Annotated in this window: 17 protein-coding genes; 10 read left to right on the top strand and 7 right to left on the bottom strand. The window is 60.7% G+C overall.

Annotated elements, in window-relative coordinates; translation table 11 throughout:
- Window positions 1-18 precede the first annotated feature (18 nt).
- The 4 genes from ACRQ1B_RS22850 (at window position 19) to ACRQ1B_RS22835 (ending at window position 6,170) form a co-directional block, all read left to right on the top strand.
- Complete coding sequence (locus tag ACRQ1B_RS22850; RefSeq protein WP_432296404.1) at window positions 19-1,317, top strand: M16 family metallopeptidase; 1,299 nt, start codon at window positions 19-21, stop codon at window positions 1,315-1,317.
- Window positions 1,318-1,402: 85 nt separating this feature from the next.
- Window positions 1,403-2,044 carry a GNAT family N-acetyltransferase gene (locus tag ACRQ1B_RS22845; protein WP_432296403.1) on the top strand — a complete coding sequence of 214 codons (642 nt, stop codon included), beginning with the start codon at window positions 1,403-1,405 and terminating at the stop codon, window positions 2,042-2,044.
- Window positions 2,045-2,094: 50 nt separating this feature from the next.
- Window positions 2,095-4,938 (top strand): EAL domain-containing protein, encoded by a 2,844-nt coding sequence (locus ACRQ1B_RS22840; RefSeq protein ID WP_432296556.1) that lies wholly within the window; start codon window positions 2,095-2,097, stop codon window positions 4,936-4,938.
- Between the two features lie 221 nt (window positions 4,939-5,159).
- Window positions 5,160-6,170: a DUF7256 domain-containing protein gene (locus tag ACRQ1B_RS22835; RefSeq protein ID WP_432296402.1), complete on the top strand. Its 1,011-nt coding sequence runs from the start codon at window positions 5,160-5,162 to the stop codon at window positions 6,168-6,170.
- Between the two features lie 167 nt (window positions 6,171-6,337).
- On the opposite strand, the gene ACRQ1B_RS22830 is transcribed toward ACRQ1B_RS22835, so the two are convergent.
- Window positions 6,338-6,739, bottom strand: coding sequence for a hypothetical protein (locus ACRQ1B_RS22830; protein ID WP_432296401.1), 402 nt, complete (start codon window positions 6,737-6,739; stop codon window positions 6,338-6,340).
- A 268-nt stretch (window positions 6,740-7,007) separates the two neighbouring features.
- Between ACRQ1B_RS22830 and ACRQ1B_RS22825 the strand changes: the two genes are divergently transcribed.
- Window positions 7,008-7,727 carry an alpha/beta fold hydrolase gene (locus ACRQ1B_RS22825; protein ID WP_432296400.1) on the top strand — a complete coding sequence of 240 codons (720 nt, stop codon included), beginning with the start codon at window positions 7,008-7,010 and terminating at the stop codon, window positions 7,725-7,727.
- Here the strand turns inward: ACRQ1B_RS22825 and ACRQ1B_RS22820 are convergent.
- The 3 genes from ACRQ1B_RS22820 to ACRQ1B_RS22810 all read right to left on the bottom strand — a co-directional run bounded on the left by ACRQ1B_RS22820 (window position 7,696) and on the right by ACRQ1B_RS22810 (window position 9,800).
- Window positions 7,696-8,760, bottom strand: a complete 1,065-nt coding sequence (locus ACRQ1B_RS22820; RefSeq protein ID WP_432296399.1) for a zinc-binding metallopeptidase family protein — start codon at window positions 8,758-8,760, stop codon at window positions 7,696-7,698. The genes ACRQ1B_RS22825 and ACRQ1B_RS22820 overlap by 32 nt on opposite strands.
- Window positions 8,761-8,884: 124 nt before the next feature.
- A complete protein-coding gene (locus ACRQ1B_RS22815; RefSeq protein WP_432296398.1) occupies window positions 8,885-9,076 on the bottom strand; it encodes a CsbD family protein in 192 nt (63 codons plus the stop codon).
- A 118-nt stretch (window positions 9,077-9,194) separates the two neighbouring features.
- A complete protein-coding gene (locus ACRQ1B_RS22810) occupies window positions 9,195-9,800 on the bottom strand; it encodes a YqgE/AlgH family protein (RefSeq protein ID WP_432296397.1) in 606 nt (201 codons plus the stop codon).
- A 162-nt stretch (window positions 9,801-9,962) separates the two neighbouring features.
- Between ACRQ1B_RS22810 and ACRQ1B_RS22805 the strand changes: the two genes are divergently transcribed.
- Complete coding sequence (locus ACRQ1B_RS22805; protein ID WP_432296396.1) at window positions 9,963-10,835, top strand: protein-disulfide reductase DsbD domain-containing protein; 873 nt, start codon at window positions 9,963-9,965, stop codon at window positions 10,833-10,835.
- 108 nt (window positions 10,836-10,943) lie between these two features.
- Complete coding sequence (locus ACRQ1B_RS22800; RefSeq protein ID WP_432296395.1) at window positions 10,944-11,429, top strand: peroxiredoxin; 486 nt, start codon at window positions 10,944-10,946, stop codon at window positions 11,427-11,429.
- A gap of 48 nt (window positions 11,430-11,477) precedes the next feature.
- Here the strand turns inward: ACRQ1B_RS22800 and ACRQ1B_RS22795 are convergent, their stop codons facing one another.
- The gene (locus ACRQ1B_RS22795; protein ID WP_432296394.1) at window positions 11,478-11,786 is read right to left on the bottom strand and encodes a Dabb family protein; all 309 of its coding nucleotides are present in this window, start codon (window positions 11,784-11,786) and stop codon (window positions 11,478-11,480) included.
- Window positions 11,787-11,988: 202 nt separating this feature from the next.
- Here ACRQ1B_RS22795 and ACRQ1B_RS22790 point away from each other — a divergent pair, with 202 nt between their 5' ends.
- The 3 genes from ACRQ1B_RS22790 to ACRQ1B_RS22780 all read left to right on the top strand — a co-directional run bounded on the left by ACRQ1B_RS22790 (window position 11,989) and on the right by ACRQ1B_RS22780 (window position 14,701).
- Window positions 11,989-12,351, top strand: coding sequence for a hypothetical protein (locus ACRQ1B_RS22790; protein ID WP_432296393.1), 363 nt, complete (start codon window positions 11,989-11,991; stop codon window positions 12,349-12,351).
- Window positions 12,352-12,440: 89 nt separating this feature from the next.
- Window positions 12,441-13,433, top strand: coding sequence for a peptidoglycan-binding domain-containing protein (locus ACRQ1B_RS22785; protein WP_432296392.1), 993 nt, complete (start codon window positions 12,441-12,443; stop codon window positions 13,431-13,433).
- 191 nt (window positions 13,434-13,624) lie between these two features.
- Entirely contained in the window at window positions 13,625-14,701 is a 1,077-nt protein-coding gene (locus tag ACRQ1B_RS22780) for an NAD(P)-dependent alcohol dehydrogenase (RefSeq protein WP_432296391.1), read from the top strand.
- A gap of 312 nt (window positions 14,702-15,013) precedes the next feature.
- Here the strand turns inward: ACRQ1B_RS22780 and rnhA are convergent, their stop codons facing one another.
- On the bottom strand, window positions 15,014-15,496 hold the full coding sequence (gene rnhA, locus ACRQ1B_RS22775; protein WP_432296390.1) for a ribonuclease HI: 483 nt from the start codon (window positions 15,494-15,496) through the stop codon (window positions 15,014-15,016).
- Window positions 15,493-16,467 (bottom strand): homoserine kinase, encoded by a 975-nt coding sequence (locus ACRQ1B_RS22770; RefSeq protein WP_432296389.1) that lies wholly within the window; start codon window positions 16,465-16,467, stop codon window positions 15,493-15,495. Before ACRQ1B_RS22770 ends, rnhA begins: the two co-directional genes overlap by 4 nt.
- Between the last annotated feature and the right edge of the window lie 164 nt (window positions 16,468-16,631).

The raw sequence follows: 16,631 nt of genomic DNA, 5'->3' as shown, positions 1-16,631 counted from the left end.
AGACGCCGGAGATACAGAATGAATGTTAATATCACCCGGCTCGCGTCCGGGTTGACCGTCGTCACCGAAAACATGCCGCATCTGGAAAGCGTTGCGCTGGGCGTCTGGATCAAGTCCGGCTCGCGCAACGAGATGGAGGATGAGCATGGCATTGCCCACCTTCTCGAGCATATGGCCTTCAAGGGCACGGCGCGCCGCAGCGCGCGCGACATTGCCGAGGAGATCGAGAATGTCGGCGGCGAGTTGAACGCCGCCACCTCCACCGAAACCACGTCCTATTACGCCCGCGTGCTGAAGGACCATGTGCCGCTCGCCGTCGATATTCTCGCCGACATCCTGACGGAATCGGCTTTCGACGAAGACGAACTGCAGCGCGAAAAGAATGTCATCCTGCAGGAAATCGGCGCAGCCAACGATACGCCTGACGATATCGTTTTCGACCAGTTTTCCGAGGTTGCCTATCGCGGCCAGACGCTCGGCCGCCCCATCCTCGGCACGCCGGAGACGGTGCTCGCCTTCACGCCCGACAATATTCGCGGTTACCTCTCGCGCAATTACACCACCGACCGCATGTTCGTGGTTGCCGCCGGTGCGGTCGATCACGATGTCTTCGTCAAACAGGTGGAACAGCGTTTTGCCTCGCTGCCGCAAACCCCTTCGGCCCCGCCGATTCTGGAAGCCGCCAAATATATCGGCGGCGACGTGCGCCAGACGCGAGACCTGATGGATACGCAGGTGCTACTCGGTTTCGAGGGCAAGGCCTATCATATGCGGGACTTTTATTGCTCGCAGATTCTGGCCAACATTCTCGGCGGCGGCATGTCTTCGCGCCTGTTCCAGGAGGTGCGTGAGCATCGCGGCCTCTGTTACTCTGTCTACGCCTTCCACTGGGGCTTTTCCGATACCGGCATTTTTGGCGTGCATGCGGCCACCGGCGCGCAGGACCTGCCGCAGCTGGTTCCGGTCATTCTGGATGAGCTGCGCAAGTCTTCGGAAGTCATGCATCAGGTGGAAATCGACCGCGCCCGCGCCCAGATCCGCGCCCAGTTGCTGATGGGCCAGGAAAGCCCGGGCGCCCGTGCCGGCCAGATCGCCCGCCAGATGCTGCTTTACGGCCGCCCGATCCCGAGCGCTGAAATGATGGAGCGTCTGGAAGGCATCACCACCCAGCGCCTCACCGATCTTGCCGGACGCCTGTTTTTCGATACAGTTCCAACCATGTCGGCGATCGGCCCGGTGGAAACGCTGGCACCATTCGAAGACATCACCTCGGCGCTTTCCTCGCCGCAGATCAAGACACAACAGGCCACCGGCTGATCCGGCCCGGCCGGCGCATGATCCTTGCTCCGGCCACCGTCTTCCCGCCGATGTCTCCTATCCGACCGGACGGAGCGTGCATAAGATGACGAGATCGGTCTTTCGTTTCCTGTCACGACAGCCGGAAACGCCGGAGCTTTACGGCGACCATCATCTCCTGCGCCTGCCGCGCTTCAACGATTACCGCAAATGGCACGCCGCACGCGATGAAAGCCGCGCCTTTCTGCAGCCGTGGGAGCCGACATGGCGGGCCGACGAACTGACAGAAAGCGCTTTCAAACTGCGGGTACAGCGCAATACACAGGAATTCTCGTCCGGCATTGCAGTGCCGTTTTTCCTGTTCCGGCGCGAGGATATGGCGTTGATTGGGGGCCTGACGATCGGGCTGATCCGCCGGGGCGCGGCGCAAAGCTGCATGATCGGTTACTGGATGGGCGAAAAATATGCCGGCAATGGCCATATGTTCGCCGCACTCAAGCTCGCAGTACCCTACATCCACAACGGACTTCAGTTGCACCGTATCGAGGCAGCCTGTATTCCGGAGAACTGGAAAAGCGTGCGTCTTCTCGAGAAGGCCGGTTTCGAACGGGAAGGTCTGTTGAGAAAATACCTGAAGATAAACGGCGAGTGGCGCGACCACCTGATGTTTTCGCGACTGGCCGAGCCGGCGGAATTTGCCAAAACCGAGTTCGCGATCACAGAGTTCGGGAAGACCGACGCATCATGACCCAGACTGCCTCCATATCCACCATGCAGCGCCTTGCCGCAGCACTGGTCATGATCTTGACCGCGTTCATAGCGACGTCCGTTTTTGCCGCCGAACCCGTCAAACTGTCGCGGGATGATACCGCCCTCGACCTGACGCCGACCACCGACATCTATGCCAACCAGGGCGAGGCCTTTCAGGTTTCCACCGCCGCCGGCACCGATGGCATTCGCCGCCGTATCGAAGTGCGCGCCTCCTCCCCCACCCATCAGGGCGACTGGGCGGTGTTTGCGCTCGCCAACGTCACCGACGAACAGCTGGAGCGCGTCATCGTCGCACCGCATTTTCGTCTGGCGAAATCGCAGCTGTTCTGGCCCGACCTCGGTTCGCAGCGCATCATCTCGATCACGCCATCCGAAGGGTTTGCGCTCGACCGGATCGCCAGCCCCGATGCCGACGTGTTTCGCATCACGCTCAATCCCGGCGCCGTCATCACCTTCGTCGCCGAACTTTCGACGCCGCAACTGCCGCAGATCTATCTCTGGCAGCCGGATGCCTACAAGGATTCCATCAACTCATTCACGCTCTATAAGGGCATCGTGCTCGGCATTGCCGGCCTGCTGGCCGTGTTCCTGACCATCCTCTTCGTGGTCAAAGGCACTTCCATGCTGCCGGCGGCGGCCGCCCTTGCATGGGCGGTATTGGCCTATGTCTGCATCGACTTCGGCTTTCTGGAAAAACTTATATCGGTGACATCGAGCGACCAGCGCATATGGCGCGCCGGCGCGGAAGTGGCGCTCGCCTCCTCGCTGGTCATTTTCCTGTTCACCTATCTGAACCTCAACCGCTGGCACGTGCATCTGGGTTACGCGACATTCGCTTGGATCATCGGCCTCGGCCTGCTCTTCGGCGTCGCCATCTATGACCCGTCGATCGCCTCCGGCATTGCCCGCCTGTCCTTCGCGCTGACCGGCACGGCCGGCATCCTGTTGATCGTCTATCTCGGCCTCAACCGTTTCGACCGCGCCATTCTGCTCGTGCCGACATGGGCCATTCTGCTCGTCTGGCTGTTCGGCGGCTGGCTGACTGTCACCGGACGCCTCGACAACGACATCATCCAGCCGGCGCTGGGCGGTGGCCTCGTGCTCATCGTTCTTCTGATCGGCTTCACCGTCATGCAGCACGCCTTTGCCGGCGGTGCCTATCAGCAGGGCCTGTTTTCCGATCTGGAGCGCCAGTCTCTGGCGCTGACCGGTTCCGGCGATACCGTCTGGGACTGGGATGTGGCGCGTGACCGTGTCATCACCACGCCGGATATCTCCACCCAGCTCGGCCTCTCTTCCGGCTCCATGCACGGACCGGTGCGCAACTGGATCCCGCGCCTGCACCCGGATGACCGCGACCGTTTCAAGGCGACGCTGGATGTTCTTCTGGAACACCGCCGCGGCCGCCTGAACCACGAATTCCGCATTCGCGCCGAAGACGGCCATTTTCATTGGCTGCAAATTCGCGCCCGGCCTGTTCTCGGCTCCAACGGCGAAATTATCCGCTGCGTCGGCACCGTGGTCGATGTGACCGAACAGAAAAACTCGGTGGAGCGTCTGCTGCAGGACGCCATGCACGACAACCTGACCGGCCTGCCGAACCGCCAGGTGTTTCTCGACCGCCTGCAATCGGTTCTCACCATCGCCGCCGCCAGCGATGGCGTGCGCCCGACCGTGCTGTCGATCGACATCGACCGCTACAAGCAGGTGAACGACAGTTTGGGCATCGCCGCGGGCGACAACATCCTCATCGCGCTCACCCGCCGCCTGCGCCGCCTTTTGAAACCGCAGGATACGCTTGCGCGCCTCTCCGGCGACGAATTCGGCCTGATCCTCGTCTCGGAACGCGATCCGGCCAAGGTGGCGGATTTTGCCGATGCCGTGTCGAAGGCGATCATGGTGCCGATCAATTTTGCGCATCGCGAAATCATTCTGACGGCCTCGATCGGGCTTGCGTCATGGGTGGACCAGCAGGAAAACGCGCAAGGGCTGCTCAGCGACGCCGAACTTGCCATGTACCGGGCCAAACGCGCCGGCGGCAACCGTGTGGAACCTTTCCGCCCGGCCTTCCGCTCGACAGGCACCGACCGTCTGCTTCTGGAAACCGATCTGCGCCGTGCCTTGGACCGCAAGGAACTGACCATGGCCTACCAGCCGATCATCCGGCTGGACAATGGCGAGATTGCCGGTTTCGAGTCGCTGATGCGCTGGGAACACCCCAAGCGCGGCACCATTCCGCCGAGCGAATTCATTCCGATCGCCGAAATGTCGGACCTGATCGGGCCGCTCGGCCTGTTCGCGCTCGACCGCTCCGCCAACGACCTGAAGGACTGGGAAACCCAGACCGGCGCGCTGCCGATCTTCATGTCGGTCAACCTGTCGAGCGCGCAGCTGATCAACAACGACCTGTGCAACGACGTCCGCTCCATTCTGGCGCGCACCCATTGTGAACCGAGCCGGTTCAAGCTGGAACTGACCGAATCCGTGATGATGGAGAACCCGGAACAGGCCCGCCTCGTTCTGAACAAGCTCAAGGAAACGGGCTTGAGCCTCGCGCTCGACGATTTCGGCACCGGCCATTCCTCGCTTGCCTATCTCACGCAATTCCCGTTCGACACGATCAAGCTCGACAAGGCGCTGGTGGCCGGGGCCTCCGACAAGCGGGCGCTGCTTCTGCGTTCCGTGATCGCCATGGCGCGCTCGCTGGAAATGGTGGTGGTGGCAGAAGGCGTGGAGACTGACGAAGACGCTGCCGATCTGATCAAGATGGGCTGCCACTTTGGCCAGAGCTATCTGTTCGGCCCGCCGATGGACGCGGCGTCGGTGCAGAGGTTGCTGAAGGAACGGTTTCCGTTGACGAAACGGGCGTGAGTTTTTTTGGGGAGCGGGCCGCCGCCAGAAAGCGGGACCCTATCCATCATCAAAAGCGAACCGGCCACACATTGAATTTTGCGTTCCCTCTTGCATCTTTGCGCCTTGAAGTCTGAACCTCTGACGCGGCCGGGCACCGAAAGGAGCGGATCATGCAAAAACGAGATTTTCTCTTCGGCACGGCCTCCCTGGCTTTCATCATAGGCATAGGAGATCGAGCCATGGCGGCGTCCACCAATCCTGTCGATCTGGCGGCACTGGCGGCATTGCGACCCGGCATGCCGGTGTCGGCAGTCGAGAAGGCCATGGGTTCAACCTGGCGCGCCCCCGCCCCGCATAAGGGAGGCTTGATCGATGATCTGGAAAACACCTACGGCGTCATTGTGCGCATAGATCGCAACGGGCTTATCGGTCGTATCGACTTTAATTCTCGTTTCGAGCAGACCATCGCCGGGGTTCCGATGGGTATCAAACTTGCCGATCTTCCCACAATCGTCCCGGACATGAAGATTGGCGAAGAAAGCAACCTCCGCAAGAACACGCGTTTCGGTAAGATGCAGTTGGCGGAAGGCGAACTGACCGCGCTCATCACCTATGACACTGTTTACGATATCGCGATCTCTAACCCGAAGGCGGAATACGAGGCGCAGACAGCTCCACCCTACCCCGCCGCAAGCGGCGCTCCCGGTGCGCCATTTTCCGATCCGAACCTGAAGCTGGCGGTCATGGCGGCACTTCTGCGTTCCAAGATGCTTGATCTCGGCACCCCGGAGCAACTGGCCAGTCATGTTCTGGCACGACCGGTTGATCTGGAACAGGATGGTTATGAGCTGATACCACAGGCGCTGGATTATCTCGTTCGTTATCCGCTGAGCGACGAGCAGCTTGCGTCCGTCGACTGGGTTCAGTTCGACGGCGGCGAAGAGATCTATCCTTATGCGTGGTACTTCTGGGGCGGAGAAGAAGGCGCATTCGATATCCGCGACACCTCGGACCTTCATCACTGCGTCAATCTCAAGGGCATTGCCGTGACCTCGATGATCGACAATTTCGATCTGCGCACGCTGGCGTCGCTGCCCAAGCTCGAGTGGATACATATCTACGTTCCGACGCAAAACCTCGAAGCACTGCTCGACATGCCATCGCTCAAGACAGTTAAGCGGTTGCGCGTCAACGATGACACTAGGGAGATACTTGAAACACTCGAGCAGCGCGGGATCGAGATCAATTGAACAAAGTGCAAAGCATCGTTTGCCATTGCGGCTTCCCCATCGACGTCGGTCAATCCCCGCCGACAGGGAAACTCTGAGGCGTGTTCAGCGCCGCCGGACGCAAGCTGATGCAGGCCTATTTTCGCAAGCGCGGCGTGACGGTGACATTTTCGGGGGCGTAAGCCCCCTCACCGCTGATGCACCAGTCCGTGAATAAACTCCAGTTTCGCCACCTCGGCCCGCCCGACAAAATAGATCCCGCGTGGCGGCGGCGGCACCTGGGTGAGCAGGCAGATCAGGGCGAGCGCGATCCGTCGGGCCCAGCGTGTCCATGCAGAGCCGCCCGGATCCGGCGTCACCGGCTGCGCGTCCTCGGCCAGCAGATAACACGCCACATCCGCCAGTCTTGCGGGCACACGGATTTCCATGCCGCCCAGCGCAACCGTCATGTCCCAGGATACGGACGCCAGTTGAAACGGCAACGCGACGGCCGGAATGCCGTGGCCTTCGAGAAACGAGACCGTCACCGCGGTTTCGGCAAAACCATAACCGGTTGCGACCGTTACAAGGCAATCATCCGCACGTAGCACCTAAACATCCTCGGCTTGCAAAAAACAGGTCTGACATCTCGCAGCCCATTTTGGGCAAGCATATCGGCGGCATCGATGGTTCCAACCGTCCCGGCACTGCGCTCCGAAACACGCGAAAGATAACGGCCTCACCGGCTCGGGACAATTGTGGGATTTACCGTAAAACACCCGATTGCAAAGCAGCCATCCTCTTTCTATCTCTCCAGCACCACCGGCGCCCACGGGGCATATCCGGCATATCGTTCGGCATTTACAAAAAAGGGTTTTTATGGCTGACGTGAGCAGAAAAGCCGAGGCGCAGAGGCCAGAACGCGTCTTGCTTCTGCATGGTATTGCCCGCACCAACCGGCATATGCGCAGTCTGGAAAGATCACTGGTGCAAGAGGGATATGACGTTCTCAATGTCGCTTATCCGTCCACGCGCGCGCCCATTTCCGTACTTGCCGATTTCGTGGCGGAAAAAGCAGCGGATTTTATCGAAACGGACCGCCCCCTGCACATTGTCGCGCATTCCATGGGTGGCCTCGTCACCCGCGCCTTGCTGCAACGACATCGGCCGAAGACGCTGGGCCGCGTCGTCATGCTCGGCACGCCCAATCACGGCAGCGAGGTTGCGGATTTTCTGGCGCGTCATGCCGCCTATCGCTGGTTTTACGGACCAGCCGGGCAGGAGTTGATCACCGGCAAGCTGTCAGAACCCGCCTTCGCCGATGTTGCCGATTTCGAACTCGGCGTCATCGCGGGCACACGGTCGATCGATCCGATCAGCTCGCTGATCATAAGGCGGCCGAATGACGGCAAGGTGTCTGTTGAAAGCACGCGGCTTGCCGGGATGAAAGAGCATCTGATCCTGCCGGTCACCCACACATTCATGCCGCAGAACCCGAAAGTGCAGGCAGCGGTGATCCGCTTCCTGCAAACCGGGTCGTTTCATCCGAAAGACCGGGCGTTTCCCCTCAATGCTTCTGATGCACCAGCCCGTGAATGAACTCCAGTTTCGCCACCACGGTCGGGCCCAGAATGAACGGATAGAGATCTGGCACGCCCAGTGAGCGGTGCATGGCATTCAGCGCCACGCTGAAGGGGATCCAGGCCGAGACAAGTTGTTCGGCATCATGCGCAAAATAGGGGTTGAAAGACACTTCCGCCGCCATTTCCTCGTGCCCGCGCGGTTCCACCACCATGCCGAAACTACGCGCCGTTTCCAGCGTGTCGACGATATGCAGGTAATGGGCGAAACTTTCGGCAAAATCCTCCCACGGATGGGAGCTGGCATAGGTGCTGATGAAATCCTCCTGCCAGTTCGGCGGCGGGCCTTGTTCGTAGTTCCGTTTCAGCGCCTCTGAATAATCCTGCCGCTCGTCGCCGAAAGCGAGGCGGAACGGGTCGAGCCGGTCGCGGTCGCGCACCAGCTTGTCCCACATGTAATGGCCAACTTCATGACGAAAATGGCCGAGCATGGTGCGGTAGGGTTCGTCCATCTCCACCCTGATCTTTTCGCGGGTGGCGTCGTCGGCTTCGGCGGCGCGGATGGCGATCAGCCCGTCCTCGTGGCCGGTCAGCGGCGCCACCACCGTGCCGTCCGGCTGCACCTCATCGACGAGGAAATCGAAGACAAGCCCGCCCTCGGGGTCTTCCGCGCGGGTGGTGCGCGGCAGGTCCCATTTCAGCAGGGAATAGAACAGATGCCGCTGCGCCTGGCTGATGCGGCGCCACTGCTGCAACCCCTCGTCCGTCGATGCATCCGGCACCAGACGGTTATGGCGACAGGCCTGGCAAAATGTCTCGCCACTGCCGGCCGGCACCGTCCAGTTGCAGATATCGTTATCCGCATTGGCGCAGAAGATGACGCGCTCCAGCGGGTTGGAAGCCAGCTGCCAGCCGCCCTCCTCGGTATCTTCCGTGAGCGCATGCATGGTCAGTTGTTCGGGCACGAAACCGAGACGGTGGCCGCAATTGACGCAATTGCGATTGTCGAAATGGATCGGCTGGCCGCAGTGATCACAGTCGAATAGGCGCATGGAGGTTTCCGGAAGCTGGAGGCGAGAAAAAAGGCGGATACAGAAAACCTGCCCCGACGGATGCCGAAACAGGTTTTCGAAACTCAATACGCGTCAGTCGCGCGAGCTAGCGCGACCTGCACAATCAGGCGCGATCAACAATATCCTTGAGGCCTTCCTTGGCCTTGCCCTTGGCCTGCTGTGCATGGCCCCTGGATTCCTGTGCGGCGCCCTTGGCGCGCAGAGAATTGTTGTCGGTTGCCTTGCCGGCAGCCTGTTTTACCTTGCCGGCTACTTCGTTGCCCTTGCCGGCCATCTTGTCAGCGGTGCTTCCCATTGCAGTTCTCCTTGGTTGCCGATGCTTTTATTCTTTGCATCGTGTCTGCAAATAGAACGAACTGTTTTGGCTTTTGTTCCGCGTTGCAAAAACGTCAGGAGAAAATTTCGGCAAAATATCAGGCATGCCCGGCATCGGTGGATAGCATGGCAGCGCTGATGCCCATGGTGGCGAGAGCGCGCTCGTATTTGCCTTCCAAGCAATGGTCGAAGATCATTTCTTCCGTGGCCGGGCAATTGAGCCAGCCATTGCCGGCGATTTCCGCTTCCAGCTGGCCGGCGCCCCAGCCGGCATAACCAAGCATCATGGTGGCGCGCGAAGGACCTCGATCCTCGCTGATGGCCCGGACGACATCGAGCGTCGCCGTGAGCGAAATATCGTCACTGATCGGAATGCTGCTGTCGCCGGTAAAATCGTCCGAATGCAGCACGAAACCGCGGCCGGTTTCCACCGGCCCACCGGACAGGATCGGAAAGGCGCGCGTCTTTTCCGGCAGAAGGATGGCGTCGTGTTCGTCCAGCATCTTCAGATGCAGAAGCACATCGACGAAGGAAATCTGCTGCGGCCGGTTGATGATGAAACCCATGGCGCCATCGGCGGAATGGGCGCAGATATACACGACCGAACGGGCAAAATTGCCATCCTCCATTCCCGGCATGGCAATCAGGAACTGGCCATCAAGAAAGCCGCGTTCACGTTTGTCTCCAAGGGTCGGGAAGTCCATCGTGCCTCCAGCCTGCTGCCGGCCGGGCTCGCCGTCGGGCAGCGTCAGTTTGCGATCATCAAGAGCAACATGGGTCAGTCTCTCCTGTCAATCAACCGAAAATGATTGTGTTTTTGAGATGTTGACTGGCCCGCACCGCCAAGATGCAATACTTGCCTCATCATGCGCATCACCCTGCCCTATTCTGATACCCGTCATCGTGTCCGGTTTGTCGCCGCAGCCCTTGTGGCTGGCGGTCTTGGTTTCGGCATGCCGCTCTGTCTGCCATCTCCCGCCACCGCCGAAACGACGCCGTGGGCGCAGAACGAGGGCGGGCGCATGCGCATCGTCACCCTGCCACCGGATGCCAGCGGGCGCGTGCGCGGCGGGCTTGAAATCGAGCCGAAACCCGGCTGGATCACCTATTGGCGCGAACCGGGCGAGGCCGGCATCCCGCCGAAACTGTCGGTGGCGGACGGCGGCGCGGCTGCGATCGGTGAACTCTCCTACCCTGTGCCCAAACGCGTCGGTGACGGCAAGCTGCTCGATATCGGCTATGACAAGCCGGTGACGCTGCCCTTCGAACTGACGCTCAACGACCCGAAAGAGCCGAAACCGCTGACACTGTCGAGTTTCATCGGCCTGTGCCGGGATATCTGCATTCCCTTCCAGGCGGATTTCCTGCTGCATCTGAAGCCGGAGGAGATGACGCCGCCGGAGGAATTCATGATCCTGCAGAAGGCCGGCGCCTTCCTGCCTGATCCGCCCTCGATGGATTTCGCCGTCACCCATTATTCGCTGACCAATGCCGACAAGGTGCTGAAACTGGCACTGCGCCTGCCGCAGGGCACGAACACCAAGCCGCAGGTTCTGGTGACGGGACCGGAAGGTTACGTCCTGTTCGATGAGCAATCCGGCACGCGTGAAGGCGACAGTTATCTGGTCGAGATGCCGATCGAAAAACTGCCGGTCAAATACGACATCAAGGGCAAGCACTGGGAAATCCTGGTGATCGCCGGCACGCGCGCCATGGAAACGTCGCTGGCGTTTGATTGACGGCGATACCTGTTTTGGCGCGCCTCTCCCCCTTGCCTTGGTCCATGCGCCCCCTATAGTCGCCCCACCTGACGATTGTCAGGCATGGGGTATTATGAGGAGACGTGCATGACGATTGCGATTGGCGAGAAGCTGCCGCAGGCGACCTTCAAGGAAAAAACGGCGGATGGCCCGGTCGAGGTCAACAGCCAAGATCTGTTTGCCGGCAAGCGCGTCGTGCTGTTTGCCGTGCCGGGCGCATTCACGCCCACCTGCACGCTCAACCACCTGCCCGGTTACCTCGAAAACCGCGAGGCACTCGTCGCCAAGGGCGTCGATGACATCGCCGTCGTTGCCGTCAACGACTGGCATGTGATGGGCGCCTGGGCGCAACAGTCGGGCGGGTTTGGAAAGATCCACTTCCTCGCCGATTTCGACGCCGCCTTCACCAAGGCGATGGGTCTGGACGTCGATCTGTCCGGCGGCGGGCTCGGGGTGCGCTCCAAGCGTTATTCGATGCTGGTGGAAGACGGCGTGGTCAAATCGCTCGACATCGAGGAAAGCCCCGGCCAGGCCACCGTGTCCAGCGCACAGGCGATGCTGGAACGGCTGTAAGGCAGGTCTTTTGAAGACAATTCAAAGGGCGCTCGCAGCGCCCTTTTTTCATATCTCCAGATCGAACACCAAAAGTCCCGCCAGACCGCCCTCGGCCGACGCCACGATCTTTTCGCCGACCACGACATGATCGGCATGGACCAGATAGGCATCGCGTGCCTCGGCATTTTCGAATGTCACCACCAGCGCATCGGCAAACCCGCCGCCGAGCCCTTCCGGCGAAACATTCGGCCCGTATTTGACATCTGTCATGCCGGACAGTTTTTCTTTCAGCGCAACGATCGCGTCGAAGATCGCCTTTTTATCCTCTGCGGAAACCGAGGGTTTGAAGCGGATGAGAACTGTATGCAGGATCATGTGTAACTCTCCCAACGACCATGCGCAGGATAGATAGGTGCAAAACCCGCGTCTGTAAGGGATCGTGCCGAATGATATTGCTGCGAGGGGAGATATACCCAGAGCACTTCAATGCGCGTTTACCGCGTATATTACGGCACCTTTAAGGCGATTGTGGCTAAACCGGGGCATCGGTGATTTCGTAAATTCGAAAGCGATCTGAATGCGTTATGGTTTCAGCGGGCTCATTGCCCTTCTTTTTTGCGCCCCTGCGGCGCATGCAAGCGATCTTTCCGGCGATTATTCCGGCCGCTGCGCCAATGATGACCGCGTGCAATGCGCGATCGAGATTACCGATCGGGCGCAGGTGGCGATCGTGGTTGCCGACCGCATGGATTATGCCAAAAAACGCTGCGTGGTTTCAGGCCGGCTGCAGCCGGCCCCCGAAGGGCTTTACGGCGAAATCCGCAAGGGCATTCACCTCGTATTGCGTCAGACGCCGGATAGCGGCGTCTACATGAAAGGCCTGCCGGTTTCTGCCTGCGGCCTTGATCTCAATGGTTATTACGGCGTGATCGGCGACTGATCGGCCATCCTTCCTCTGCGGCCGCCTTCGGGCTGGAGGCGCCGCCTTTTTCCAGACATTTCGATCATCATCCATAAGGGTATAGGGTTATGGGCAAGATACATCGCGCAAAATTTCTGATGGCAAGCGTGGTCAGCTTCTCGCTGGTCACCGGTCAGGTTTTCGCACAGACACCACCGGTGGCACCGGCAGCAACACCGGCTCCGGCATCAACCGACAGCACGGCTCCGGCACCGGTCACGGCGGCGCAGACGCCGGCTGAAAATCCGGCGCCGGCGGCTGCAAGCGTGGCACCGGCAACACCGGCCGCGGCTGAAGCGGCGCCTCTCGTTGCTCCCGCTACATCCACGGCAGCAGCCGTTGCCGCCCCTGCCGCAGCGCCTGCCGCCAACGATGGCTGGGAGCAGGAATTCGCCCTGTGGCAGGCGGCCTCCAGCGGCAATACGGTCGATGAATATAACGGCTATCTCGCCGCCTATCCGGCCGGCAAATTCGCCGCCATTGCCAAGGCGCGCATCGTCAAGCTGGCGGCCAGCGAAACACCGGCAGTGGAGGAAACATCCGCACCGGTCGAGATGGCCGCGCCGCCGGTGCCCGCCTTCCAGCTCGGCACGCCGGAAAGCGAGGCCGTGCTTCTGGGCCAGAAGGCCACTCGTCGCGAGGTGCAAGGCCGCCTGACATCGCTCGGCTTTTCCACCGGTGGCGCCGATGGCGCATTGGGTGCGAAAAGCCGCAGCGCGATCATGCAATGGCAGGGTTTTGTCGATGCGCCGACCACCGGTTACCTGTCCTATGACCAGCTGGCGCGGTTGCGCACCGATTCCGAACAGCCTTACCAGAGCTGGCTTGCCGCCCAGCCGAAACCCCGTCCCGCCCAGGTGCGCCAGCGCGCACGCCCTGCCCCGGGTGACCAACTGGTCGGTCGCGTGCAGGACAATTCCGGCGCCGATGCCGCCATCGCGCTCGGTGTGCTGGGCCTTGCGGCCGGCGTGATCGGCGGCGCGGCCATCGGCAGCCGCCATCGCCACCACGGTCCGCGCTATTATCGCGGCCACGGACGCCCGTTCCGCCATCACCGCTGATAAAAACGCGCGATCAAAAGCCAGAAGGCCGGCCGGGAAACCCGCCGGCCTTTCTGCATCTCGAAAGAATTGACGATTATCACCTATAGGCGAAATTTCGCACCCACCTGCGACAAAATGCAACCTTGAGCCGATCTCCATGCCTGTCCACTCTGGGCCATCGACAAGACATACAGGAGGGAGGACCTGGCATGGCTCAGAAGATGAAGGCGGCGATTTTCGTCGAAAAAGGGCGCATCGTCCTTGATGAAAAGCCCATTCCCGAAATCGGCCCGCTCGATGCGCTGATCAAGATCACCACCACGACCATCTGCGGCACCGATGTCCACATCCTCAAGGGCGAATATCCCGTTGCCAAAGGCCTGACCATCGGCCACGAGCCGGTCGGCATCATCGAAAAACTCGGCTCCGGCGTGAAGGGCCTCACGGAAGGCCAGCGTGTGATTGCCGGCGCAATCACACCGTCCGGCTGGAGTACGGCATGCCTCTGCGGCTGCGGCGCGCAGGATGGCGCGGGCACGAAACACGGTTTCAAGGCCATGGGCGGCTGGCGCTTCGGCAACACGATCGATGGCGCGCAGGCCGAATATCTGTGCGTGCCCGATGCCATGGCCAATCTCGCGCTGATCGATGAGGGCGTCACCGACGAACAGGTGCTGATGTGCCCGGACATCATGTCGACAGGTCTTTCCGGTGCAGAAACTGGGCAGGTCAGGATCGGCGACTGCGTCGTCGTGTTCGCGCAAGGGCCGATCGGCCTATGTGCCACGGCCGGTGCAAAACTGATGGGCGCGACAAAAATCATCGCCGTCGATACGTTTCCGGCGCGGCTGGACATGGCCAAACGCATGGGGGCCGATGTGGTGGTGGATTACCGGGCGGAAAACCCGGTGGATGCGATCATGCGCATTACCGACGGGCGCGGCGTCGATGTGGCGATCGAGGCGCTCGGCACCCAGACGACGTTCGAGGCGGCCTTGCGGGTCTTGAGGCCCGGCGGCGTTCTCTCCAGCCTCGGCGTCTATTCCTCGGACCTGACCATTCCGCTCGATGCCTTTTCCGCCGGGCTTGGCGACAAATCCATTCGCACGACCCTTTGCCCCGGCGGCAAGGAACGCATGCGCCGCATGCAGGATGTCATTTCTTCCGGCCGCGTCGACCTGTCCGGTCTCGTCACTCACCGCTTCAAGCTCGATCAAATCGAGGAGGCCTATGACCTCTTCGCCAATCAGCGCGATGGCGTGTTGAAGGTGGCGATCACGCCGTAGCGCATCGACCCGGAAACCGGCCCCGGTTTTCGGAAAGCACGATGCCCGGCTTCAGGGTGTTGCAGCGCCTATGCGCGCCAGATGGCGTGGGGTGTCGCAATGGCCGACCGAAGCGGCGAAGGCCGGGTGCCTGCGCGCATCGATGGGGTGCGCGCAGGCAAACATTCCACATGCGCAAAGCCGCTGCATGGTTTTGCGCAAGAGGATCTGAATGCCGGGATACGGGAGGAGGTGGGACGACACGCCGAAACCGTAACGTCCCGCATAACATCGGCCCGGCTGCATTCCCCGGGCCGATGTTTTTTTGTGCGGTTACTTCACCAGAAGCGAGCGGCCGAGCAGCGGCTTGGCGGGACTGGATTTCTTGAACGGCGCCATGCCGAGACGGGCCAGTTCATCGGCGCGTTCGTTTTCCGGGTGGCCGGCATGGCCCTTGACCCAGTGCCATTTCACCTTGTGGCGCTGGTTGGCGACATCGAGCCGCTGCCACAGCTCACCATTCTTTACCGGCTTCTTGTCGGCGGTCTTCCAGCCGTTTTTCTTCCAGCCAAAGATCCATTTCGATATGCCGTCCATGACGTATTTGCTGTCGGTATAGAGATCGACCTCGCATTCGCTTTTCAGCGCATCGAGAGCCGAAATCGCCGCCAGCAGCTCCATGCGATTGTTGGTGGTTTCCGCCTCGCCGCCGTTCAGTTCCTTGGTGGTTTCGCCATAACGAAGAATGGCGCCCCAGCCGCCGGGACCGGGATTACCCGAGCAGGCACCGTCGGTAAAAATCTCGACCTGTTTCATGCCTGCTCTCCTGCAATGCCATAGTCTGCCGCGCTTGCCACCTTCGCATGAAAACGCAGCTTGCGCAGATATTCGATCGGGTCCTTTTTCACCACCAGCGCGCCTTCCGGCGTCGTCAGCCAGTCGTAAAGGCGGGTGAGGAAAAACCGCAGCGCCGAACCGCGCGCAAGGATCGGCAGGACGGCAAGTTCATCTGCGCTCAGCGGTCGCACCGACTGATACCCTTCCAGAAGCGCCTTGCCCTTGGTGACATTGTAAGCGCCGTCCTTTTCAAAGCACCAGGCGTTGAGGCAGATCGAGACGTCATAGGCCAGCATGTCGTTGCAGGCGAAATAGAAATCGATCAGGCCCGAAAGCGTATCGCCGAGGAAAAACACGTTGTCCTGAAACAGATCGGCATGGATGACACCGGAAGGCAGATTTTTCGGCCAGTTGGCGGACAGGAAATCGAGTTCGCCGGCAATCTCGTCCTGCAGACCGGTTTCGACCTCGTCGGCGCGCTCCGCCGACTTCTGCCAGAGCGACACCCAGCCTTCGAGCGACAGCGCATTGGGTCGCTTGATGTCAAAACCCTCGCCGGCAATGTGCATTTTTGCGAGCGCCGCACCGACTTCGCGGCAATGTTTGGCTTCCGGCTTGCGCAGCCACATGCCTTCGAGGAAGGAAATCAGCGCGGCCGGGCGGGCCGACAATTCGCCGAGCAGTTCGCCGTCATTGCGCGGCAGGGGCAGCGGGCAGGTCAGGCCACGATCGGCCAGATGCTGCATCAGCCCCAGAAAGAACGGTAGGTCGGATTTTTCGACGCGCTTTTCATAGAGTGTCAGGATCAGCGGATCCTTTGTCGTGTGCAGCAGGAAATTGGTGTTTTCGACACCTTCGGCAATGCCCTTGTAGGAGGTCAGCTCGCCGACGTCATATTGGGCGAGGAACTGCTTCAGGTCGATTTCGGTGATGTCGGTATAGACGGCCAATGTGTTTTCCTGCCTGCCAGCGGGTGGGTCGCGAAGTGTGCTGACAGGCATACAGGGGCTGCCTGACGAGTGCCAGCCCCGAGCGGGAAAGAGGCACAGGAATTGGGTTAGAGAACCACACGCGGTTTGGCGGGGCGAGATGGAATATGGGTGGGTTAAGGCTG

This window comes from Endobacterium panacihumi, from assembly GCF_050847465.1.
In the GTDB taxonomy this organism is placed as follows: Bacteria; Pseudomonadota; Alphaproteobacteria; order Rhizobiales; family Rhizobiaceae; genus Neorhizobium; species Neorhizobium panacihumi.
Note: the sequence above shows the minus strand (reverse complement) of the source record. Positions and strands in the feature narration are given on the sequence as shown.